The following is a 21,787-nucleotide window of genomic DNA, read 5'->3' as shown; positions in this document are numbered from 1 at the left end:
CGGATGGTTCCATGCCGATCTTCATCGACCGCCGCCTCAATCCGAAGGACAAGAACCTGGGCAATCGCCAGCGCTTTCTCAGGCGCGCGCGGGAAGAACTCAAGCGGAGCATCCGTGACCAGATAAGGACGGGCCGGATCGCCGATGTGGACAGCGGGCATGCCGTGCCGATGCCTCACAGAGGCACCAGCGAACCGACCTTCAGCGATGCCAGGGACAGCGGCCGGCGCCAGCACATCCTGCCAGGAAACAGGACGTTCATTCCCGGTGACCTGGTGCCCAAACCCGGGCAGGGCGGCGCAGGCTCCTCGTCGCCGGGAAACACGGCATCCGAGGACGACTTTCGCTTCGTGCTTTCGCGCGAGGAAGTTCTCGACCTCTTTTTCGAGGATCTCGAACTGCCGGATCTGGTCAAGCTCAATCTCAAGCAGATACTCGCATTCAAGCCAAGGCGGGCAGGTTTTGCGGCAACAGGATCACCGACCAACATCAATGTCGGGCGCACGATGCGAAACAGCCACGCCCGCCGTATCGCGCTTGGGCGCCCAAAGCAGCCGGAGCTGGATGAGATCCTCCGGCAGCTCGCCAAACTGGAATCGAAGCCGCCAAATGCCGCGACCCGCGAACGCATCTTGACTTTGCGGGAGGAACTCGAGCGGCTGGAGCGCCGCCGAAAGCGCATTGCCTTTGTCGATCCCGTCGACATCCGCTTCAATCGCTTCGACCCGCAGCCGGTGCCGAATGCCAGCGCCGTCATGTTCTGCCTGATGGACGTCTCCGGGTCGATGGGCGAGCGCGAGAAGGATTTGGCCAAGCGCTTCTTCGTTCTGCTGCACCTGTTCCTGACCCGACGCTATGAGCGCACGGAGATCGTCTTCATCCGCCACACGCACGAGGCCCAGGAGGTGGACGAAGAGACATTCTTCTACTGCACGCAAAGCGGAGGCACGGTCGTTTCCACCGCGCTGGAGGAAATGCAACGCATCATAGAACAACGCTATCCGGCCACGGAGTGGAACATCTATGCGGCCCAGGCTTCGGACGGTGACAATTTCGCCACCGACTCGCAGCGCTGCATAGAACTGCTCCACGGCAAGCTCATGCGCCTGTGCCAGTATTTCGCCTATGTGGAGATCATCGACGAACGCGAAAGTCATATTTTCGGCTCGACCGAAAATGGCACCTCGCTCTGGCGCGCCTATAGCGCCGTCGAGCAAAAATGGCCGAACTTCCAGATGAGGCGCATCGCCGCTCCGGCCGATATCTACCCGGTATTTCGCCAGCTTTTCGCCAGGCAGCCGGCTATGGCCAAGAGCGCGTAAGGGGTGCCGGATGGCTGGCCAGGCCAACAAATCGGGGTTGCTTTTCTCCGGATCCGACTGGGATTTCAAAAAGCTGTCGCGGGTCTATGAGGAGATCGAGGCGATTGCGGTCGACCAGCTTCATCTCGACACCTATCCGGTGCAGATGGAGGTCATCTCTTCCGAGCAGATGCTCGACGCCTACTCGTCGGTCGGCATGCCGCTGATGTACCGGCATTGGTCGTTCGGCAAGCATTTCCTCTACAACGAGCTTCTCTATCGCAAAGGCGGTCGCGGGCTGGCCTATGAATTGGTCATCAATTCCAATCCCTGCATCGTCTACCTGATGGAGGAAAACACCATGGCGCTGCAGGCCTTGGTGACTGCCCATGCAGCACTTGGACACAATCACTTCTTCAAGAACAATTACCTTTTCCGCCAATGGACGGATGCCGGAGGAATCCTGAGCTATCTGGACTTTGCCAAGGGCTACATCGCCCGGTGCGAGGAGCGGCACGGCCTGGCCGCCGTGGAAGCCATTCTCGATTCCGCTCACGCGCTGATGGAGCAAGGCGTGTTCCGGTATCACCGGCCGCCGAAACTGTCGTCGGAGCAGCAGCGCGAGGGACTTCGCGAGCGCCTCGAATACGAGGAGCGTTCCTACAATGACTTATGGCGCACCCTGCCGCCCACGCAGGACGCCGACAACTCCGAAGCGGGCGATGAAGGCGTGTCGGAACGGAAGAAATCGCTTAATCTGCCCGAGGAAAACCTGCTCTATTTCCTTGAGAAGAACAGCCTCGTGCTCGAACCCTGGCAGCGCGAGATCCTCAGGATCGTCCGCGTCATTGCGCAGTATTTTTACCCGCAGCGGCAAACCCAGGTGATGAACGAAGGCTGCGCCACTTTCGTGCACTACACGCTCATGAACATGCTGTTCGACCGTGGCCGGATCACCGAAGGCGCGATGCTCGAAATCCTGCGCAACCACTCGAACGTGATCTTCCAGCCATCCTTCGACGACCAGCGGTTTTCCGGCATCAACCCCTACGCGCTCGGGCTTGACATGATGCAGGACATTCAGCGCATCTCGACCGAGCCGACAGCCGAAGATCGCGACTGGTTCCCGGACATAGCCGGCCGTGGCGACTGGCTTGAGACGCTGCTCGACGCGTGGGCCAACCACCGCGACGAATCCTTCATTCGCCAGTATCTCAGCCCGACCTTGATACGAAAATGGCGGCTCTTCGTCCTGGCCGATGGAGCCGACCAGCCGCACTACGAAGTCGCATCGATCCACAACGAGCGGGGCTACAACAACATACGCGCCGCGCTGGCCCACAGCTATGATGTGGGCGCGAGCCGGCCCGACATCCAGGTTGTGGACGTGGACCTGCTCGGCGACCGGCATTTGCGGCTACAGCACAAGGTGAAGAATGGGGTCGTGCTGGAGAATGACAGCCGCGACGCGACCCTTCGCCACATCCGGCATCTCTGGGGCTATGAAGTCAGCTTGGCGGCCGTCGACGCCGACACCGACGCAATGGTCGGCGAACGCTCGACCAAGGACTGTTGAGCATCAGGGATGACGCGGTTGTGCGTGTCTGCGACACGATGGACCGTTCAGCTGTCGCCTGCCGGCCTGATCCTGAGCCTGGCGACGCGGTTCTTGTCGCGTTTCATGACGATGAAACGCTTGCCGTGGAAGGTGAAGGCCTGCTTCTCCTCGGGGATCGACTGCGTCTCATGGATGACCAGGCCGGCGATGGTGGTTGCCTCCTCGTCCGGCAGGTCCCAATCGAGCGCCCGGTTCAGGTCGCGGATCGGCACGGTTCCGTCGACGACGACGGAACCGTCCGCCTCCTGCTTGACGCCCTGTATGTCGACATCGTGCTCGTCGGCGATCTCGCCGACAATCTCCTCGATGATGTCCTCCAGCGTCACCAGCCCTTCGACCTCGCCATACTCGTCGACGACGACGGCGAAATGCGCCTTGCGGCGCAGGAAGGCGTTGAGCTGTTCCTGCAATGTCGTGGTATCGGGCACGAACCAGGGCTTTGACGCGATCTTCATCACATCGATCCTGGAGAAGTCGTTGCCGACATCGTTGAGGGCGCGCAGCAGATCCTTGGCGTGCAGCACGCCGACAATGTTGTCGAGCGACCCCTTCCACAAAGGCATGCGGGTGTGCGGGCTCTGGAGGATCTCGCGCACCACGGCTTCCGGCGCATTGTCGGCATTGACCGAGCGCATATTGGTGCGGTGGACCATGACGTCGGAAACTTCGAGCTCTTCGAGGTCGAACAACCCGCCGACGCGGTCGCGCTCCTCGCGCACCACCTGGCCGTCACGGCGGAAATCGTCGACGGCGCCGCGCAGCTCGTCCCCGCTCGAACGCTGCGGCTCGATGCGCGACAGTTCATAGCCCAAAGCGGCAAGCAGGCGCGTGCGCATGGCGACGGCCAACACGATGAGGACGGCAAGGACAGCGACAACGATCCAGCCGGCCCCGTTCATTTCGGACGGCTTCCTTGCCTGTCCGGACGGCTCTCTTGCCTGTCCGGACGGCTTCCTTGCCGGCCCGGACGGCTTTCCGTCGCGCTCGGGTGGTTCTCCCTGAGGAACGAGAGCACTTCCGAGGCCGGCACGTCCTTGGCGATGAAGGCCTCTCCGATGCCGCGCGTCAGGATGAAGGTCAGCGCGCCGCGCGACACTTTCTTGTCCTGGGTGATGAAGCCAAGCAGCGCATCGGCGTCGGGCAGTTCGCCCGGAATGTCGGCCATCCGCCACGGCAGTCCCACCGTGTTGAGATGCGCCTCGACGCGCGCCGCATCGTCTGGACTGGCCAGGTTGAGCCGCGACGAGAAGCGATGCGCCAGCGCCATGCCGATGGCGACGCCTTCGCCATGCACGAGGCGGGCGCCGTCATATCGGGTGGCGGCCTCCAGCGCATGGCCGAACGTGTGGCCGAGATTGAGGAGCGCGCGGTCGCCGGTCTCGAACTCGTCGCGGGCAACGACATCCGCCTTGGCGCGGCAGGCCTCGGCGATGGCCTCCACCCTCTCCGGTCCGCCGGCGAACACGCTGGCCCAGTTTTTCTCCAGCCAGGCGAAGAATTCGGGCCGGTCGATCAGCCCGTATTTGGCGAGTTCGGCGTAGCCGGCGCGAAATTCGCGGATCGGCAGCGTATCGAGCACTCCGGTATCGGCCAGCACCAGCTTCGGCTGGTGGAAGACGCCGACCAGGTTCTTGCCGCGCGCGCTGTTGATGCCGGTCTTGCCGCCGACCGAGGAATCGACCTGCGCCAGGAGCGAGGTCGGGATCTGCACGAAGTTCATGCCGCGGCGCACGATGCCGGCGGCAAAGCCGGCCAGGTCGCCGATGACGCCGCCGCCGAGGGCGATGACGACATCGCCGCGTTCCAGCTTCGCGGCCAGGACGCCGTCCACCACCGCTTCGAGATGCGCGAAACTCTTGGTTTTCTCGCCGGGCGGCAGCGTGATCACGGCGGGCTCGATGCCGCTCTCGAGCAAGCCGGCCTTCAGCGTATCGAGATGCGCCGCCGCGACGTTTTCGTCGGTCACGACCGCGGCGCGTCGGCCCGGCAGGCGGCGCGACATCTCGGCGCCGGCGTGCGACAAAAGCCCCGGCCCGATCAGGATGTCGTAAGCCCGCTCGCCAAGTCCAACCTCGACGGCAACGGCAGCAGCGGCGCTCATGGTTCGACCTCGCCCGCGGGAGTGGTCTGGGCTATATCGAAATGCCGGCACAGCGCCTCCACCACCTCGGCCGCGATGACTTCCTTGCGGTCGTCGCGGGTCGGCACGGTGACGTCCGATGTCGCATAGACCGGATAGCGTTCACTCATCAGCCGCTCGAGCACGCCACGCGGATCGGGGCTCTTCAGCAGCGGCCGGTTCTGTTTCTTGGAGACCCGGTCCATCAAAAGGTCGAGTTCGGCCTTCAGCCATACCGACACGCCATGTGCCGCTATCGCCTCGCGCGTCTGTGCGTTCATGAAGGCGCCGCCGCCGGTCGACAGCACCTGCGGGCCGTTTTCCAGCACGCGCAGGATGACGCGCTGCTCCAGCGCCCGGAACTCGGTTTCGCCATAGCGTTCGAACAGTTCCGGAACGGTCATGCGCGAGACGCTTTCGATCTCCTGGTCGCTGTCGATGAAAGGCAGCGCCAGCACGCTGGCGACCTTGCGGCCAATCGCGGTCTTGCCGGCGCCCATCAGGCCGACAAAGACGATGGAGCGGCCGCCGAGCCTGCCCAGCAGCGCGGCATGGCTCCCGCCCGGAGGATTTGCTGGTAGCGCGTTCATCAGCCTCGAAGCCCTCTTTGCCGGCGTATCGACATGAAAAGCCCGGTTGCGTCAAGCGCACTGAGGCAGGCTGGCCTCCCGCGGGCGAGCAACCGGCTGCATTGGAAGTTGCCGGCGCGCTTCAGCTTCTCGCTTGAATTGGCCGGATTGGCGTCCCATAAGGGCACAGGGTTTGGAAACGCAGAACAAGAAGACGGGCGAAGATTGATGCCGACACTGTTTCGCCTCGTCGTGATAACAGCGATTCTGGCGGGCATCGCCTATGGTACGATGTTCGCGTTGGTGATGTTCGTCGAGCCGAAAAAGGCGGAAATGAGCGTGCGCATCCCTGCGGAAAAGCTGAACCCAAAGAAAAACTGAGCCCGAAGAAAAACTTCAGGAAATGAACAGCGCCGCCCGCATCGAAGCCTTTCTGGAGATGATGAGCGCCGAGCGGGGTGCCGCCGAAAACACGCTTTCCTCCTATCGCCGCGACCTCGATGACGCTTCGCAGGAAATCCCTGGCGGTCTTGCCGGCGCCGGCGCCGCGGACATCCGCGCCTATCTCGACGACATCGCCGCACGCGGCTTCGCACCGACATCGCAGGCACGCAAATTGTCGGCGATCCGCCAGTTCTTCAAATTCCTCTACGCCGAGGGCCTGCGCGGCGACGACCCGACCGGCACGCTGGACAGCCCGAAAAAAGGCCGCCCGCTGCCGAAGACCATGAGCGAGGCCGACACCGGCCGGCTGATCGACCGCGCCGCGCAGGAGGCCGGCGATGCCGGGCTTGGCGAGAGCGACAGGCTGGCGGCGCTGCGTCTGCACGCGCTGGTCGAAGTGCTTTATGCGACAGGCCTGCGCGTTTCGGAACTGGTCGGCTTGCCGGTGACGGTGGCGCAACGCGACGATCGCTTCTTCATGGTGCGCGGCAAGGGCGACAAGGAGCGCATGGTGCCGCTGTCGGCCAAGGCGCGCGCGGCGATGCGAGCCTGGCTCGCCGCCCGGGCCAAGGTGCCCGCTTTCGCTGACAGCCCGTTCCTGTTTCCTGCCGCGTCGGACAGCGGCTACCTCTCGCGCCAGGTCTTCGCTCGCGACCTCAAGGGGCTGGCGGCCCGGGCCGGCATCGCCTCGGCCAAGGTCTCGCCACATGTGCTTCGCCATGCTTTCGCCAGCCATCTCTTGCAGAACGGGGCCGATCTCAGGGCCGTGCAGCAACTGCTCGGCCATGCCGACATATCGACGACACAGATCTATACCCATGTGCTGGAGGAGCGATTGGTGCGGCTGGTCAACGATCATCACCCGCTTGCCGACTAGACCTCATATCGCTATGTGAGGGCGACGTTCCATCGCCCGGAGCCCCGGATTTCAGGGTCCCGCCAGTCTTTGCTTCCGACGTATCGGTCCGCCCAAGCATGTACAACTACCTCGATTTCGAAAAGCCGGTGCAGGATCTGGAACTCAAGATCCTGGAACTGAAGAAGCTTGCCGAGAACGGCGAGGCGGTCGATGTCGCCGACGAGATCAGCAGGCTCGAGAAGCGGTCGCGCGATGCCCTGCGCGATCTCTACAAGGCATTGACCCCATGGCAGAAGGTGCAGGTGGCGCGCCACTCCGACAGGCCCCACTGCGTCGACTACATCAAGGGCCTGTTCAGCGATTTCACGCCGCTCGCCGGCGACCGCAATTTCGGCGAGGACCAGGCGATCGTCGGCGGCTTTGCCCGGTTCCGCGGCGAACCGGTAGCGATCCTCGGCCAGGAGAAGGGCTCCGACACGGCGAGCCGGCTGAAGCACAATTTCGGCTCGGTGCGCCCCGAAGGCTATCGCAAGGCCGTGCGGCTGATGGAGCTTGCCGACCGCTTCAAGATCCCGCTGCTGACATTGGTCGACACGGCCGGCGCCTATCCCGGCGTCGGCGCCGAGGAGCGCGGCCAGGCCGAAGCCATTGCCCGTTCGACCTCGGCCTGCCTTGCGCTCAAGGTGCCATCGATTTCGGTTGTCATCGGTGAAGGCGGTTCGGGCGGCGCCATTGCCATCGCCACCGCCAACCGCGTCTACATGCTGGAACATGCCATCTATTCGGTGATCTCGCCCGAGGGCGCGGCCTCCATCCTGTGGCGCGACACGACGCGCTCCAAGGACGCGGCGACCAACATGAAGATCACCGCCCAGGACCTTCTGGAACTGAAGATCATCGACGCCATCATTCCCGAACCGATCGGCGGCGCCCAGCGCGCACCCGAAACGGTGATTGCCGCGACGGGCGATCTCATCGCCAGGACGATGAAGGATTTTGCCGGCGCCAACATGGATTTTCGCGAGCAGCGCCGCGAGAAGTATCTGGCAATGGGCCGCAGCCTCTGACCACGATTTGGCGGCTCAACCGGGCCGCCGCAAGCCGCCTCCACGGCAACGCTCCACGGCAATGTGGCGGCGATGAGCAATTTCGCCACAAAAATGCCGCCGGATTCGGTTCAATGGAATTGCCGTGAGGGGTGGCCGAGGCTTGCGGTAAGGAATTTTCAAGGTTAACGGGCTTACGGTCCGTCTGTGTTCAGCATGCGGGCTCGGCCGTTTCGAAGCCATTGGCCCGAAAGAGAAGACGTAGCCTTATCCATGTTTGCCAAGCTTGCCCGCACCGGAATTCTCATCACCGCGATAGCCGTCGCCGGCTGCAATGATTCGTCGATGAAGGATTTTGCCCCGGAGGCCAACAAGCCCCTGCCCGACAAGATCCTGGCCGACATGAGGGCCAAGGGCATGGTGCGCACCTCCTCGGTGATGGCGCGCATCTTCAAGGAAGAGGGCAAGCTCGAAATCTGGAAGGCCAAGACCAACGGCCGCTACGACATGGTCGCCAGCTACGATATCTGCAAATGGTCGGGCAAGCTCGGGCCGAAATACACCGAGGGCGACCGCCAGGCGCCGGAAGGTTTTTATACCGTGCGTCCGGCGCAGATGAACCCGCGCTCGAACTACCATCTGTCCTTCAACATCGGCTATCCCAACGCCTATGACCGCGCCAACGGCCGCACCGGCTCCAACCTGATGGTGCACGGCGCCTGCTCGTCTTCGGGCTGCTATTCGATGACCGATGCCCAGATCGAGCAGATCTATGCGTTCGGCCGCGATGCCTTCCAGGGCGGCCAGACCGAGTTCCAGATCCAGGCCTTCCCGTTCCGCATGACCGCCGCCAACATGGCGCGCTACCGCAACGACCCGAATTACGAATTCTGGAAGATGCTGAAGGTCGGCTACGACAATTTCGAGATCACCAAGGTACCGCCGAAAGTCGACGTTTGCGAGAAGCGCTACGTCTTCAACCAGGTGGCTCCCGAAGGCACCACATTCAATCCGACCGGCCCCTGCCCTGCGTCCACGCAGCCGGATTCGCTGAAAAGCGCCTACAGTGCTTATCAGAGCACGTATGAGGCTGCGTTCAACGGCGCCCTCAAGGCAAGCACGCCGGCGCCCAAGCCCACCATCGCCGGCATCAAGGAAGCCAGCATCGTCTCCGACTGGTCCAAGCGCCGTGCGCGCGGCGAGCGCGTGCCGATCGACCCGCCATCGCTCAACTCGGACGGCTCGGTCACCGAGACGGCGCGCATGGGCCGCATCGATTCGCCCGCCGGCCGCAAGATGGCCGCGCTCGATGCCGAAAAGGCCGCGAAGCAAAAAGCCGAGGAGCAGCGGCTGGCCGCGATAGAAGCTGCCAAGCAGGCCAAGGCGCAAGCGCTGGCCGAAAAGGAAGCCGCCAAGGCGCAGGCGCTGGCCGAAAAGGAAGCGGCCAAGACCGCCAAGGAAGCCCCTGTCGCCACCGCGACGATCGAAGCGCCGGCCGAGCCCGCACCGCCGGCCGAAACGCAGGCCGCAAGTGCCGACGAGAGCCGCGTGACGAGGCTGAAGAACAAGCTGCTCGGCATGTTCGGCGGCTGACATTTTTCGCCGTGACCGACGTCACCGTCTACGATCTGAAGGGGCTGAACTGCCCTTTGCCGGTGCTGAAGGCGAAGAAGCGGCTGGCCGGGATGCGGCCCCGCAGCCGGCTCTGGCTGGAAACGACCGATCCGCTCGCCGTTATCGACATTCCGGCGTTCTGCGCCGACTCTGGTCATCATCTCGTAGAGACATCCGCCATATCAGGCGGTCACCGCTTCCTGGTCGAGCGCGGCGAATAGCTGTCGTAAAGGTCAGCGTCCCGCGATCGCCAGGGGATTGTTCTCCAGCGCCGCGCGGTCGGGCGTGTCGATCGAGGGCCGGTTGGTGAAGGCGGCAAACAGTCGCCTTACATAGTCTTCGGGCATGTCGAGCGTGATCAGCACCAGCCGGGTGCCGCGCTGGCCGTCCGGCCAGGACGGCAATCGAGCCGGCGGATGCAGGATTTTCTGCACGCCATGCACCACCAGCGGCCGCGACGGATCTTCCTCGAGTTCGATGACGCCCTTCATGCGCAGCAGGCGCTCGCCATGCGTGGAGCGCAAAAGATCGAGGAACATCTCGATGGCCGAGAACGGCACCGGGCCGTCATGCACCAGGGAGTGGGTGCGAATGCGCTGATCATGCCGGTGCCCGTGGTCGTGGCCGTGCCCGTGGTCATGCCCGTCATGATCATGATGATCATGGTTATGCATCGCTTCTTCGCCGAGCCAGCGCCGCACATCGGCTGATTTGGTCGCCGGGTTATAGAGGCCGCAGTCGAACAGCGCTGCGACGCTCGTTTTCGCATCGTCGACAGCCAGCAGTTCGGCGCCCGGATTGATCTGCCGCAGCCGCGTCCGCAGCGCTTCCGGTCCATCCGGACCAGCGACCAGGTCGGTTTTGGAGAGCACGATGCGGTCGGCGACGGCGACCTGCTTGACCGCCTCGACATGGGCGTCGAGCGTGGCATCGCCGTTGACCGCGTCGACCAAGGTGATGACGCCGTCGAGCCGGAAAGCCTGGACCAGTGCCGGATGCGCCATGATCGATTGCAGCACCGGTGCCGGATCGGCAAGGCCGGTGGTCTCGACGATGACGCGGGCAAGGCGGGCGATGCGGCCGGTCTGCAGCCGGTCGACCAGATCGGCCAGCGTGTCGACCAGTTCGCCGCGTACCGTGCAGCAAAGGCAGCCGTCCGAAAGCTGGATGATGCCGTCGGACGCCTGTTCCACCAGCAGGTGATCGATCGCCACTTCGCCATATTCGTTGATGATGACGGCCGTGTCGGCCAGCGCCGGGTCCTTCAGGAGCCGGTTGAGCAGCGTCGTCTTGCCGGCGCCGAGAAAACCGGTCAGCACGGAAACAGGGATGGGAAAACCACTCATTGCCTAGTTCGCAACCTTGACGGGTTGGTCGCCCTGCGCAGCCGAGCCCGCCACCGTCGGGCCGGCGCCGGGCGCCGGTCTGTCCGGCCGCCAGGTCGGAATGGGCACGTCGGCGTATTCCTGGCTGCCCTGGGCGAGCATGGCCAGCGGGGTCGGGCCGGTCGCGCCGCCAAGCCCGACGGCAACCAGCGTCGGCACATGGTCGAGCTTTTCCTGGTAGGGCGATTTCGGCACGTTCTTGGCGACGGCGGGCGGCCCCTCGGACTGCTCCGCCGGCGCCTTCTTCTTGCAGACCTCGTCCCGCACGTCGTTGGGCGAGATGGTGTCGCCGTAGGGCGCCAGCGTGGCGATCGTGGCTGAGCCGGCGGCAGGCGTATCGAAACCCTGGTCGAGCAGTTTGGCCGCGGCCTCGGCACGGGTGATCGCCGACTTCTCGCCGAGCACCACCGCCACCAGCGTGCGGCCGTTGCGGGTCGCCGAACCGATCATGTTGAAGCCGGAGGGGCAGACGAAGCCCGTCTTCATGCCGTCGGCCCCGGGATAGCGGCCGATCAACAGGTTGTAGTTGGGGATCGCCCTCTTGCCCACAGCAAGCCCCTCGATCGAGAACCACGGCGCATATTGCGGAAACTCGCGGCGGATCGCCGTCACCAGCACGGCCAGGTCGCGCGCTGTGGTGTACTGGTCCGGCGAATAAAGCCCGTTCGGATTGACGAAATGCGTTCCGTTCATGCCGAGCCGGACCGCTTCGGCGTTCATGCGCTCGGCAAAGGCTGCCTGCGATCCCCCGACATTCTCGCCGACGGCCATGGCGATGTCGTTTGCCGACTTGACCAGCATCATCTTCAGCGCATTGTCGAGCCGCATCACCGAGCCTGGCTTGAAGCCCATCTTGCTCGGCGGCTCGGCGGCGGAATGTTTCGTTACCTTGATCGGCGAATCGAGCCGGACCTCGCCGGCCGCGATCGCCCGGAAGGTCACATAGGCCGTCATCAGCTTGCTCAGCGATGCCGGGTACCAGCGCTTGAACGCGTCCTGATGCTGGAGGATCTTGCCGCTGTTCAGGTCGAACAGCACGACCGGATTGGCCAGCGCCGGCCCGGCCAGCGCCGAGAACGCCACGGCGCCCGCGCAGAATAGTTTGAGGAAATGCCTGTGCCGCATGATCGAATCCGAAATCGCCTCTTGCCGTAGTCGCCCCTGGCTCCGTAAGATTTACGCGATCGCCAGCAAAATGAGTCCGCCCTCAAAAACGGACCGCATTGTTGCGGTGCTATTTACTCTATGTGACGTCAACATGGCAAAGTGCCTGACGATCACAATTGCAAGGCAGCGGACCTGCCCCAACAGCGAGATGGAACTATCATGCCAATCCTGAACCGTGCCGCCGAAATGCAGGACGAGGTTGCCGGCTGGCGACGACATCTGCACCAGACCCCGGAACTGAATTTCGACGTCTTCAAGACAGCCGCCTTCGTCACCGAGAAGCTGAAGGCCTTCGGCTGCGACGATGTGGTGACGGGGCTGGGCAAGACCGGCGTCGTGGGCATCATTCGCGGCCGCCAGGGCGAAGGCGCCACCATCGGCCTGCGCGCCGACATGGACGCGCTGCCGCTTAACGAGATCACCGGCAAGCCCTATGCCTCGACCGTTCCCGGCAAGATGCATGCCTGCGGTCATGACGGCCATACGGCGATGCTTTTGGGTGCGGCGAAATATCTCGCCGAGACCCGCAACTTCGCCGGTTCGGTGGCGGTCATCTTCCAGCCGGCCGAAGAAGGCGGCGGCGGCGGCAACGAGATGGTCAAGGACGGCATGATGGAGCGTTTCGACATCGCGAAAGTGTTCGGCATGCACAACATGCCGGGCCTGCCGGTCGGCCAGTTCGCCATCCGGCCGGGCGCGATCATGGCGGCGACCGCGGAATTCACCATCACCGTGAAAGGCCGCGGCGGCCATGCGGCGATGCCGCACGGCACGATCGACCCGATCGTCATCACCAGCCAGTTGGTCGGCGCCCTGCAGACGATCGCCTCGCGCAGCACCGACCCGGTTGAAGCCGTGGTGGTGTCGGTGACCAAATTCCATGCCGGCGACGCCTACAACATCATCCCGGAATCGGCGGAGATCGCAGGCACGGTGCGCACCTTGCGCAAGGAAATCGCCAAGAAGTCGGAAGAGCGCATTCGTGCCATCTGCGACGGATTGGCCACGGCCTTCGGCGCGAAGATCGAGGTCGATTACCAGGCGAACTACCCCGTAACCTTCAACCATGCGGAAGAGACGGTTTTTGCCAGCGACGTCGCGGCAAACGTCGCCGGCGACGCTCATGTCCACCGCGGCATCCAGCCGGTGATGGGCGGCGAGGACTTCTCCTACATGCTTGAAGCCAGGCCCGGCGCCTTCATTTTCATTGGCAATGGCGACACCGCCGGCCTTCACAACCCGGCCTATGACTTCAACGACGAAGCCATCCCGCACGGCATGAGCTACTGGGTGAAGCTGGCCGAAACCGCGCTCGCCGCCTGAGGCCTGGCGGCGGCAGGGGCCGGCCGATTGTGTTCGGCCCGCCCCTTGGCGAAACGATCGGAAGCGGCTATGTGTCGGGCCGCGTGGTCCCGTAGCTCAGTAGGATAGAGCGGCAGATTCCTAATCTGTAGGTCACAGGTTCGATTCCTGTCGGGATCACCACTAAAAACTAAGCAAGATGAGATACTTAGGTGATCGGCTCCGAAAGGCTCGATCGCCATTCTACGCGAATAGTCGTGAATCTCGTCACTTTCCATGACCAAGAATCCGTAGAATGAACCCATTCTACGGATTTGCGCAGAACTGCTTGACATGGTTTGACAGCTTCAGTTGCATGTCTCGACCGGTCATCGACGATGTCCCGCTGACGAGGCACTTCGCACGAGACGCAACGAAGTCGACACCACGGCGTCCTTCCCCCGCTCCAGCGTCGTCACCATTAGCCCAGCCAGTGCGAAGACCCTTTGCAAGTCGCTAGTGGTCAAACTCTGACGCTTGGTTCCGGAGCCGTAGGCCCGCTCATCGTGGGAGCAGACCCGCAAGTTTCGGGCCGTTACGCCGGGAAAGCTGCCGTTTATCTCTTCAACGAATTGCGCCGGGTAGGGACAGGCGGCGGAGAGCCAACACTGGCTGATCCTTGACAGCAGCTAAGATCGAGGTCTCGCGCTATTCAATGTTGCTCATGCCCCGTTCCTGAAGATGATGTCGCTGACCATTTCCGCCCCGAGGAAATCAATCAGCATGTTCGAATTTGCGAGATCCTCGTTCGTTAGCGCTCCGATCGCCTGACCAACCACGACCTCCCAAGGCTTCTTGCACTCGAGCACCGCACAGACGAGCTGGCGGACCTTCTTGATTTTCTTATGCCGCAGCCGATCATTGGACTCGGCAAGCTCGTTAATGAGCGTTCTATCTGCGTGTCCCTGATTTTCAGCCTCCCATTTCGTTGCCGCAGCGACAAAACCCTCCCAGGTCGTGCCCATCACGGCAAGGCAGGGGTCAGTCAAAAGGGCGTTTTCAATTGCATAGCATTGCAGGCGGTAGCGCTTGATAGGTGGGCGATGTTGGAGCGGCTGATCAACCACGCCGTCGCCGTCGCGAAGGGAAAAGGCGACCGGGTTGTCGTAGAGCGTATCGAGCAGATTGACGCAGAAGGTCTCTAGTTCGCCCTGCTGGTCTACGCTGCCGGCCAGCACGGGAAAGACCTTGATCCGGCCCTGCGACGTTCGCGCAGCCTGCTGCCAAACGCGTTCGTCGTCCTCGCCTTCGAGGATCAACGCCGCGTCTTCGCTTAGCGAAAGTGAAAGGGGGTGGCCGAAGAACGGGGCAACCTTGCGAAGCTCAGCGCTGGTCGGTTTGAGTTCAACCGTATCGACCGCGAAGCTCTTGGTGCCGATCGAAACATATTGCGAATCCGCGAGAGAACAGACCAGCGGGCTGCTATGCGTGGAGAGGCATACAGCAATGCTTTCCGCGTAGCTCTTGAACTCGTCCAGCATGGCGATGATCAGTTTACCCAGCCGTGCCTGAAGATCGGGGTGAAGGTGCACGTCCGGCTCATCAAGGAGCAGTATATTCGTCTTGGCAGGGTCTATCGTATCAAAGAAATAGAGAATCTCGGAAGCCAGAGCTACGGCTTCCGATTCGCCGCTGCTGATTTGATCTGGGATTACTAGCTGACCATCGGCCAGCGAACGAAACTCGAAATCGGCGTTACCCATCTCAAGCGAGATATTGGTGAGCAGCTGATTTACCTTACTCAGCCGATCTGTCTGGAAGTTGCGCGTGGGGTCCATTCGGATTTCTGGAGTGCTGGCTAGGCGACGTAGATAAAGCGTCTCGGCTTCGCGGAACAGCATCGCCGATGCGGCTTTGAAGTTGTTGGCCTGATTAACTGCCCGTACTTGCCGCAGCCAAGTGGGGTCATTACTCATATTTGTGAGGACGGCACCATCGCGCTTGAACGACCCAGCCCGTTCAGGGCTGACATAGCGAACATAAAAGAGTTGCTTATTCTGGCTGGTTGCTTCCTCGATGTCACGAAGGAAGCGGCTCTTTCCCGCGCCGTTGCGACCCATAATTACGTTGATGTTGTTCAGGTTAGTGAGATGGGCAGAGCGCCCTTTTAGTTCGTTTATTTTCAAAGTTGCCCCCGTTATTTCATCGCCTATATGGCATCGGAAAACGGGATGGGATAGGGAGAGTCTGTAGATAGCGGCTTGGACTTTTACCATGCGTTCGTTTTCCGCATCCCTGCCAGCGGCGGCTGACTGATCAGTGGCAGTTGTAGTAGGCGAAAGAAGGATCCCGAACGACCGTAAGGAGGTCGGCAGCGGTGTTCCGTTTCGGGTATCAAGCGTCAAGTTTTGACCACTAGCTCGTTTCCCGACGGATCAATTGGTCAACATGAGGCCGTTGCGAAGAAAGATCGCCTTCTGACCTCGCCAAGCCCTCACTGGCTGTGGCGCTCGACCGGCCTCGCCGTGAAGTCTTGGCTCGTCATTATCGTTCATCTCGTCTGCGATGGCGGTGAGGGTTTAGCCGGCGCTCCCGCGTCGACCTTCGCCTTCCTCGCAGCGGCTCGCTGCGCTTCATGGTCTTATCCCTGAGCCCCGTTCATTGAGCGTGATAGGCGATTGACGTCCAGATAATCTGGACAGCGCTGGTTAGTACAACGCTACAATTCCGTAGAATCCCGTAGAATAAAAAAGGTGCTCATTAAGCAATTGGTTTATTGCGTTTTTCTGGCGCGAATCATATTCCTAATCTGTAGGTCACAGGTTCGATTCCTGTCGGGATCACCATAAATTCACTAGGAAATACAAGTACCTGTTCGTCAATGAATACATAGTCGACTTGAACGTTACACAAGTGCCAAGCGGGCAGGCTACAGTGAATTGACGGCTCAGTGCAGGATCGCGCCTGGTCCCACCGCCATTTGTGTCATGCAATTGTTCATCGATCGTCACCCGAGATGCCATTGTCCTCCTCCAAGGAGTTAGTGAGTGCCATACTACCCATGTCTTGCCCCGCTTTTCAGCTAGTCACACCACCGAAAGTGAGGCGCATTGCATCTGGTCATTTTGTGTTTGACGTTGTCCTCGATTGACGCCCAAACCAAAAGCCAATGACCGTTGTGAGAGCGACACCCAACACTTCCGGGGTCTTTTCTTTGAAAACCCCCCAGAACGCCAAGAACGCTGCCACCAAAACAAGGGTCAGAAGCGCGAGAACTGTATCCGGGGAAACCAGTCGAGACAGAAAATCCGCCCGCTCTGAGCCGAGACGCAAGGCTTGAGTGTAGTCGTTGTAGACTATTCCCTTTCCATTTTTTACAAGCACTTGATAATCATGAGCCACTCGTCCAACTTCGTTCTCCGGTTGCCGAAAAGTCTCAACTAGCACGAGCGTCCCGCCACCGAAATTACTAAGCGTGTCGTAGACATTGTAGTCGACGAATTCGAAGTCGAATTTTCGCAAGGCTTTGAGTGCTATGGCCTCATCTAAGCTCAGCTCGCTGATAGAAATATCGGAAAATTTTCCGCGAGTACCTGCACTTCTCTTCTGTTCCTCTGTTTGTTGAGTCGACTGGGACGGTTCTTGTCTCGCGTCTGACATGGTCATTCCTCCATTATTTTTCGACAGAAGATCACCAATGCAGAAGCCGAGCAAGTAGGGCGGCGCTGCCCAAAAAATGAAAGCATGCGCCCAGACCGCAAAAGGACATCTATGGCCCGACCAAGTGTTCTGCGGAGATAACCGACCAGATTTGCGAACGGCTCGTCGATGGCCAGAGCCATGCAAAGTCTGCCTTGATCCCGAGACGCCCCAACAACGCTATTGTGTGCCGATGGCTTGCACAGCTGTACGATGTTCTCCGCGACCGATATGCATGCGCACGCGAGGTCCAGCCGACGACTTTCAATGGAACGCTTGGGCGAAGACGCCCCTCTTTTTCCTGCCGTCCGACTTCCAATCCGACAGTCAGATCTCAGCCTGTCGCATTTAAATTTCGGGAAGCGTCAAATCGTTGCCACCCCTTATCACTTCACAATTGCAATCGCGCCTACGTTCCCTGCGATACAGCAAGGCGTTCCCGGACTACGACAATTCGATCCCAAGAACTCGCAATCAGATCCCGCGCAACGACAGCCGGTTTCCCTGATGAATCATCCCTGGCTGCGTGATTTTCCTGATGTCCGGGGCGAATTTTCCTGATCCACCGCGCAGGGAATGTTCCGCTAAGTAGCTGACATCGCAATGCAATATTGATTTTCCGCCCCATGCAAAGCGCTCGTTTCTCGCGAACTCCCAGTTTTTGCCCGTTATCAGGGAATTCTCAAACGGAGACTGGTTCGCCATGGACTGTCGGGATCACCACGTTTTGCTGCTAAGCCGGATACTGTCGGACCTGAATCGGACTGAAACCAGAGCCGATCACCGGGGTCGCATCGGTCATCTGTACGGAACCTGCATGCGGATTTCTACCGTTCGAATAACGTCAGAAAAGCGCTTGCAGACGTTCCGACAAATCGGAAATTGGTTGATTGGTTGGAGCCCGGTCGACGGACCGCAGCGGTCCCGTCCGGGATGAGGTTCAGAGCCGTTCCAGCGTCAGCATGCCCGGATCGCCCTTCCAGGCTTTGGAAAGTTCGTCCGCGGCTTTCGTTGCGGCGGCAGTATCGCCTTGGGCTTCCGCCGCCTGCTGCAGCCCGAACAGTGCCCAGGCGCTGCTGCGTGCGCGGTGGAGCGCCGCCACAAACTCCTTCGCCGCGTCCGCCGGCTGACCGTTCTTGAGGAGGGCGGCACCGAGGGACTGCCGCACGGGATAATACCAGTACGGAGGCTCCATGTAGGGGATCGTGTCCTCCGTTTCGACCGCTTTCTTCCAGAAGGCTATCGAGCCGCCGACGTCATTCTCGGCCTGCGCAGCGCGGGCACGTACGACATCTTCGGCCACTTGCAGGACCGACAATGCCGGGATTCCCCAGGCATCGTGCACCGACCAGTCGGTTTCCTGAGCGATCTTGTGGATGGCGTCCGCCTCGACTCGCGCGCCCGAGGCGTCCTTCTTCTCGGCCAGGGCGACGCCGCGCGCATAGTGCCACATCGATGTGATGTAAGGCGGCGCGCCGGCCGGCTCGGCCTTAGCCAGGATCGCATCGGGTTCGGCATATTGCGCCCAGGCGAAATACGGAGCTGCCTTCACCGGCTGCACGATCGGTATTGCCGTGGCCACCTCGTTAGTCAGAAACTTGTCCAGCTTCTCAGCCTCTGCAAGCACCGTCTTCGAGTCACCGAGGAGCTGGGCCGAAACCAATACGAAGTGCACGTTGTGGGAATAGTAGCCGAGCGGATAGACACCGGTAGCGCCGGTTTCGGCGAGATAGGTCTCGTCCACTTTCGAGGCAGCTTCGTTGGACTTCAGCGAATCCGTGTAGCGGCCGACGCGATAGTAGATGTGGCTCGGCATATGGACGATGTGTCCGGCCCCCGGCATCAGCGCTGCTAGCCGGTCCGCGTAGGGCTCGGCGCGCTCCGGACGATCCGAGGCCTCAACAAGATGAATGTAGAGGTGAATCGCCATCGGATTGTCGGGCTTCCTGGCGAGAACGCCTTCCAGCCGCCTCTGGATGTCGGCGGTGCGGCCCTTGGGTTCCTTGCCGCCCGGCTGCCAATAGTCCCAAGGCTGCGTGTCCATGCCGGCCTCTGCGGCCAGCACAGCGAGTTCGAGATCGTCAGGATATTTGTCGGAAAGCGCCGCAGTTGCATCGGCGAAGGCGGCGTTCAGGGTGTTTCGATCGGCCTTGGGATCTTCGGAATACCGCGTGGCGACCGCCTCGATCAGTCCCCGCTCCTTCTCGGTGGCACCGGATGAAAGCGCCTGCGCCTTTCGAAGAGCAGTGATCGCTGGTGCATTTGCGGTGGGATCCATCGGCACGTTGATGTTCGGGCCCAGGACCAGTGCCTCGCCGAGGAAGCACATCGCACAGTCGGGATCGAGGCTTTGTGCCTTGCGGAAGGCGCGTCGCGCCTCCGCGTGATTGAAGTTGGTGGCGAACCGCAGCCCCTGGTCAAAGTATTTTTGGGCATCGGCGCTCTTTGTGCTGATCGGATAGCTCAGGGAGCCCAGGTCATCCCACAATGGCGGCTGGGCCTCCTCGTAGGCCTTCAAGTCTTGCGGGGCCAGTGATTGGCCGGCAGCGGCCAGAGCGACGCAGTGTGTGATGTCGAGTTCCCCCGGCAACGATACTCTTGGCGCCGCAAGCTGCGACTGCAACGGACTGTCCGCGGCATAAGCAATGGCAGCACCTGTGCCGAAACTCATTAAGGCAATAGCTGTCCATCCTGCACTTGGCAGGCAAGCACGCAGTTTCATCTGAACCTCCTGGCGTTCGGTACGATCGGCAAGCTCCGATCAGCCCTGTCTTTCCAATTCTCGATCGGAGGTGCGGGCGTTGATGATCCGCCTCGCGCCGCCGTTTGGCAATATATTTCCTACTGCTAATGTAATAGCGGACGCGATGTTTTCTGCTCACCTCTTCGGCCCGAAGGCACTAGTCGGACATCAGAGGGATTCAGGCACGCACCGTTGCAAAAACCAAATATCGTCTGACCGGCCGCCCCGCTTGAGACGTATCGGATCGAGACCGGCGCCTGTTGTTGTGAAGTGCCACGGCCCCGATTCAGCGCAGAGTGCAACCCTTGGACCGTCAGGGCTTCACCCGAACGGGTGACACCGCGACTTCAATGCGTGGAGGACCCTTGGTATCGGGACAAGAGCTTCGCGAGTTCCGCCTGACTTCCGGTGCTTGTTTTCGAGAATATTGCACGGAGCTGGGTTCTGGCGGTTTCACGGCCAATTCCCAGGGCAGAGCTTGCCGCGCCGATACCTCGGCCATCGGCAAGGCGGCAGGCCAGCCGCGTTTCGGCTGCTGTTAGTTGAAAGGCGTGCCTTATCAGTTGCTTGGGTAGCGCCGTTTCGGCCACAAGATCGGTAAAATAGAGGAGCGCGTCTCCGCCGTTAAAGAGGTCATGGACGAACGAGGTCATCGGAATGGCTTCAGCAAGAAGCCATGGCGAACCCTCGCGAGCAATCAAAACGGGCTCCCCGTCGCTCAAGTCGCCGCATTGGCTGACCACGCCTGCGATCAATTTCTGCAAGCGTGAATCACTGGGCCGATCTGCCGCCCGGAGACGACCACCGTGGATAACGAGGCCAGTACCAAGCAGAGCTTCCGCGTGTTTATTGTAGCGGGTGACGCGGCCTCGGCAATTCAGCAACAGCGCTGCGCTTCCCATCCGATCCAGAATGGCCAGGTTCGGTTCGACTGCCGTTTCCCAAACCTTTTCCGCAGCACTGATGATGCGAACCATCGACGGAGCGATCGCCAAGAAATCCTCGGCTTCATTCCGGTAGAATGGCCCCTTATGAGCGTCACGAAACATCGAGAGCATCCACCTTCGATCCTTCACCATGAAGTCTATTGCAGCCCACCATTCCCGGTCGCCTGGACGCGCGATTTCTTGGTAATAAGGGAGAACCTCGCGCTCATCACGAGTGGTGATCTCATCCTCGACAACGAAGCTGTCTGTCAGTTTTGCCAACCTCTTGCGCGGTCTACGTTCATGCGGATCGGGAGCACCTTCGATTCTTTCGATCCAAAGGGCGGCGAATTCGGCATGTTCGGTCGAATCGGGTCTGAGCGCGGTCGGCGATCGCTGATCGCTACGAAACGGGTGAGTTGGATCGCAGGTGCGGATAACGCAACTTGTGGCTCCTAGGGAGTGGGCCAGCATTTGAAGCGCTGCGGGCCACTGCCTAAACTCGAACGCGGCGTCGTAGCAAGCCTCGATCGCAGCGGCAATGTTCCGATTGTCGGACATAGGATTTGCGTCGCGATCCCGGTTTCTCGCCCTTTTCTCCTCATGGCCCGTCGACGGCCCTCCAGCTACAGGCCCCGCAACCGGCTCCGGCCAGGGATGTTTATTTCCCGCGGCCATGCTCGACAGACGGTCAGCTGAGGACCTATCGTCAGACTGACGCATCGAATGAGAGATAGCTACATTAGCATAATAGCCACGCGACTTCACCGATGCTTCTCGACGAAATCTCTGCACGCAGGTGAAAGCCGTTCGATCTGGCTTTCAAGGTCGCATTTACCCATCGGTTTCGTCGGGCAAAACCGTGCGTAGTCGCGGCGACATCCCTTGCCTTCGAAAATTTTGAAAGATCTTACCTGCGTAGGGTTTGTTGCGTTGACTGAACTGGGTATCAGCCCGGTTTCGATCTCCATCGCACCGTCACGACTTGACCCCTTGCTTCCACCCTTGCCCCCACC

Annotated in this window: 19 protein-coding genes and 1 tRNA gene; 9 read left to right on the top strand and 11 right to left on the bottom strand. The window is 61.1% G+C overall.

The genetic code is table 11. From position 1 onward, the window contains the following. Nucleotides 1-11: 11 nt before the first annotated feature. Together FJ946_RS10140 and FJ946_RS10135 are read left to right on the top strand one after the other, a co-directional pair. On the top strand, nt 12-1,322 hold the full coding sequence (locus FJ946_RS10140; protein WP_140565840.1) for a YeaH/YhbH family protein: 1,311 nt from the start codon (nt 12-14) through the stop codon (nt 1,320-1,322). 10 nt (nt 1,323-1,332) lie between these two features. Continuing rightward, nucleotides 1,333-2,877 carry a SpoVR family protein gene (locus tag FJ946_RS10135; protein ID WP_140565837.1) on the top strand — a complete coding sequence of 515 codons (1,545 nt, stop codon included), beginning with the start codon at nt 1,333-1,335 and terminating at the stop codon, nt 2,875-2,877. 47 nt (nt 2,878-2,924) lie between these two features. Here FJ946_RS10135 and FJ946_RS10130 read toward each other — a convergent pair whose 3' ends face one another. Genes FJ946_RS10130 through FJ946_RS10120 form a run of 3 tightly spaced genes read right to left on the bottom strand, consistent with a single transcriptional unit; the run spans nt 2,925 to nt 5,628 of the window. Beyond that, complete coding sequence (locus FJ946_RS10130) at nt 2,925-3,818, bottom strand: HlyC/CorC family transporter (RefSeq protein WP_140565834.1); 894 nt, start codon at nt 3,816-3,818, stop codon at nt 2,925-2,927. After that, nucleotides 3,815-5,020: a 3-dehydroquinate synthase gene (aroB, locus tag FJ946_RS10125; RefSeq protein WP_246673103.1), complete on the bottom strand. Its 1,206-nt coding sequence runs from the start codon at nt 5,018-5,020 to the stop codon at nt 3,815-3,817. Before aroB ends, FJ946_RS10130 begins: the two co-directional genes overlap by 4 nt. Further along, nucleotides 5,017-5,628 carry a shikimate kinase gene (locus FJ946_RS10120; RefSeq protein WP_140513911.1) on the bottom strand — a complete coding sequence of 204 codons (612 nt, stop codon included), beginning with the start codon at nt 5,626-5,628 and terminating at the stop codon, nt 5,017-5,019. Before FJ946_RS10120 ends, aroB begins: the two co-directional genes overlap by 4 nt. Nucleotides 5,629-5,835: 207 nt before the next feature. Here FJ946_RS10120 and FJ946_RS10115 point away from each other — a divergent pair, with 207 nt between their 5' ends. The 5 genes from FJ946_RS10115 (at nt 5,836) to FJ946_RS10095 (ending at nt 9,791) form a co-directional block, all read left to right on the top strand. Further along, complete coding sequence (locus tag FJ946_RS10115; protein WP_140513945.1) at nt 5,836-5,988, top strand: histidine kinase; 153 nt, start codon at nt 5,836-5,838, stop codon at nt 5,986-5,988. A gap of 22 nt (nt 5,989-6,010) precedes the next feature. Further along, complete coding sequence (locus FJ946_RS10110; protein WP_140565831.1) at nt 6,011-6,928, top strand: site-specific tyrosine recombinase XerD; 918 nt, start codon at nt 6,011-6,013, stop codon at nt 6,926-6,928. Between the two features lie 98 nt (nt 6,929-7,026). Further along, a complete protein-coding gene (locus FJ946_RS10105; protein ID WP_140500751.1) occupies nt 7,027-7,977 on the top strand; it encodes an acetyl-CoA carboxylase carboxyltransferase subunit alpha in 951 nt (316 codons plus the stop codon). Between the two features lie 252 nt (nt 7,978-8,229). Then, entirely contained in the window at nt 8,230-9,549 is a 1,320-nt protein-coding gene (locus tag FJ946_RS10100; protein WP_140500750.1) for a murein L,D-transpeptidase family protein, read from the top strand. A gap of 11 nt (nt 9,550-9,560) precedes the next feature. After that, a complete protein-coding gene (locus FJ946_RS10095) occupies nt 9,561-9,791 on the top strand; it encodes a sulfurtransferase TusA family protein (protein WP_181165390.1) in 231 nt (76 codons plus the stop codon). Between the two features lie 12 nt (nt 9,792-9,803). Here the strand turns inward: FJ946_RS10095 and FJ946_RS10090 are convergent, their stop codons facing one another. After that, nucleotides 9,804-10,916, bottom strand: coding sequence for a GTP-binding protein (locus tag FJ946_RS10090; protein ID WP_140565828.1), 1,113 nt, complete (start codon nt 10,914-10,916; stop codon nt 9,804-9,806). 3 nt (nt 10,917-10,919) lie between these two features. Next, a complete protein-coding gene (locus FJ946_RS10085; RefSeq protein ID WP_140565825.1) occupies nt 10,920-12,080 on the bottom strand; it encodes a D-alanyl-D-alanine carboxypeptidase family protein in 1,161 nt (386 codons plus the stop codon). A gap of 201 nt (nt 12,081-12,281) precedes the next feature. Here FJ946_RS10085 and FJ946_RS10080 point away from each other — a divergent pair, with 201 nt between their 5' ends. Next, nucleotides 12,282-13,445, top strand: coding sequence for a M20 aminoacylase family protein (locus FJ946_RS10080; RefSeq protein ID WP_140500746.1), 1,164 nt, complete (start codon nt 12,282-12,284; stop codon nt 13,443-13,445). 85 nt (nt 13,446-13,530) lie between these two features. Then, nucleotides 13,531-13,607: transfer RNA gene (locus FJ946_RS10075), tRNA-Arg, on the top strand. 518 nt (nt 13,608-14,125) lie between these two features. Here FJ946_RS10075 and FJ946_RS10070 read toward each other — a convergent pair. From FJ946_RS10070 to FJ946_RS30965, 6 genes are all read right to left on the bottom strand, one after another. After that, nucleotides 14,126-15,589: an AAA family ATPase gene (locus FJ946_RS10070; protein WP_224655980.1), complete on the bottom strand. Its 1,464-nt coding sequence runs from the start codon at nt 15,587-15,589 to the stop codon at nt 14,126-14,128. A gap of 934 nt (nt 15,590-16,523) precedes the next feature. After that, a complete protein-coding gene (locus FJ946_RS10065; protein WP_140525777.1) occupies nt 16,524-17,063 on the bottom strand; it encodes a hypothetical protein in 540 nt (179 codons plus the stop codon). A 513-nt stretch (nt 17,064-17,576) separates the two neighbouring features. After that, nucleotides 17,577-17,807: a hypothetical protein gene (locus FJ946_RS10060; protein WP_140565821.1), complete on the bottom strand. Its 231-nt coding sequence runs from the start codon at nt 17,805-17,807 to the stop codon at nt 17,577-17,579. A gap of 235 nt (nt 17,808-18,042) precedes the next feature. Continuing rightward, nucleotides 18,043-19,773, bottom strand: a complete 1,731-nt coding sequence (locus FJ946_RS10055; RefSeq protein ID WP_224680635.1) for a hypothetical protein — start codon at nt 19,771-19,773, stop codon at nt 18,043-18,045. A gap of 419 nt (nt 19,774-20,192) precedes the next feature. Further along, the gene (locus tag FJ946_RS10050) at nt 20,193-21,332 is read right to left on the bottom strand and encodes a helix-turn-helix transcriptional regulator (protein ID WP_140565818.1); all 1,140 of its coding nucleotides are present in this window, start codon (nt 21,330-21,332) and stop codon (nt 20,193-20,195) included. A 203-nt stretch (nt 21,333-21,535) separates the two neighbouring features. After that, on the bottom strand, nt 21,536-21,787 hold a 252-nt coding region (locus FJ946_RS30965), incomplete at its 5' end, for a hypothetical protein (protein WP_210240564.1).

This window comes from Mesorhizobium sp. B2-4-7 (assembly GCF_006442685.1).
Lineage (GTDB): Bacteria > Pseudomonadota > Alphaproteobacteria > Rhizobiales > Rhizobiaceae > Mesorhizobium.
This window is presented reverse-complemented; position numbering and strand designations above follow the sequence as displayed.

Excerpts from the sequence above, each read along its gene's own strand:
- FJ946_RS10140 (WP_140565840.1), top strand. The coding sequence starts at position 12 with ATGCCGATCTTCATCGACCGCCGCCTCAATCCGAAGGACAAGAACCTG.
- FJ946_RS10135 (WP_140565837.1), top strand. The coding sequence starts at position 1,333 with ATGGCTGGCCAGGCCAACAAATCGGGGTTGCTTTTCTCCGGATCCGAC.
- FJ946_RS10130 (WP_140565834.1), bottom strand. The coding sequence starts at position 3,818 with ATGAACGGGGCCGGCTGGATCGTTGTCGCTGTCCTTGCCGTCCTCATC.
- aroB (WP_246673103.1), bottom strand. The coding sequence starts at position 5,020 with ATGAGCGCCGCTGCTGCCGTTGCCGTCGAGGTTGGACTTGGCGAGCGG.
- FJ946_RS10120 (WP_140513911.1), bottom strand. The coding sequence starts at position 5,628 with ATGAACGCGCTACCAGCAAATCCTCCGGGCGGGAGCCATGCCGCGCTG.
- FJ946_RS10115 (WP_140513945.1), top strand. The coding sequence starts at position 5,836 with ATGCCGACACTGTTTCGCCTCGTCGTGATAACAGCGATTCTGGCGGGC.
- FJ946_RS10110 (WP_140565831.1), top strand. The coding sequence starts at position 6,011 with ATGAACAGCGCCGCCCGCATCGAAGCCTTTCTGGAGATGATGAGCGCC.
- FJ946_RS10105 (WP_140500751.1), top strand. The coding sequence starts at position 7,027 with ATGTACAACTACCTCGATTTCGAAAAGCCGGTGCAGGATCTGGAACTC.
- FJ946_RS10100 (WP_140500750.1), top strand. The coding sequence starts at position 8,230 with ATGTTTGCCAAGCTTGCCCGCACCGGAATTCTCATCACCGCGATAGCC.
- FJ946_RS10090 (WP_140565828.1), bottom strand. The coding sequence starts at position 10,916 with ATGAGTGGTTTTCCCATCCCTGTTTCCGTGCTGACCGGTTTTCTCGGC.
- FJ946_RS10085 (WP_140565825.1), bottom strand. The coding sequence starts at position 12,080 with ATGCGGCACAGGCATTTCCTCAAACTATTCTGCGCGGGCGCCGTGGCG.
- FJ946_RS10080 (WP_140500746.1), top strand. The coding sequence starts at position 12,282 with ATGCCAATCCTGAACCGTGCCGCCGAAATGCAGGACGAGGTTGCCGGC.
- FJ946_RS10065 (WP_140525777.1), bottom strand. The coding sequence starts at position 17,063 with ATGTCAGACGCGAGACAAGAACCGTCCCAGTCGACTCAACAAACAGAG.
- FJ946_RS10060 (WP_140565821.1), bottom strand. The coding sequence starts at position 17,807 with ATGGCGAACCAGTCTCCGTTTGAGAATTCCCTGATAACGGGCAAAAAC.
- FJ946_RS10055 (WP_224680635.1), bottom strand. The coding sequence starts at position 19,773 with ATGAGTTTCGGCACAGGTGCTGCCATTGCTTATGCCGCGGACAGTCCG.
- FJ946_RS10050 (WP_140565818.1), bottom strand. The coding sequence starts at position 21,332 with ATGTCCGACAATCGGAACATTGCCGCTGCGATCGAGGCTTGCTACGAC.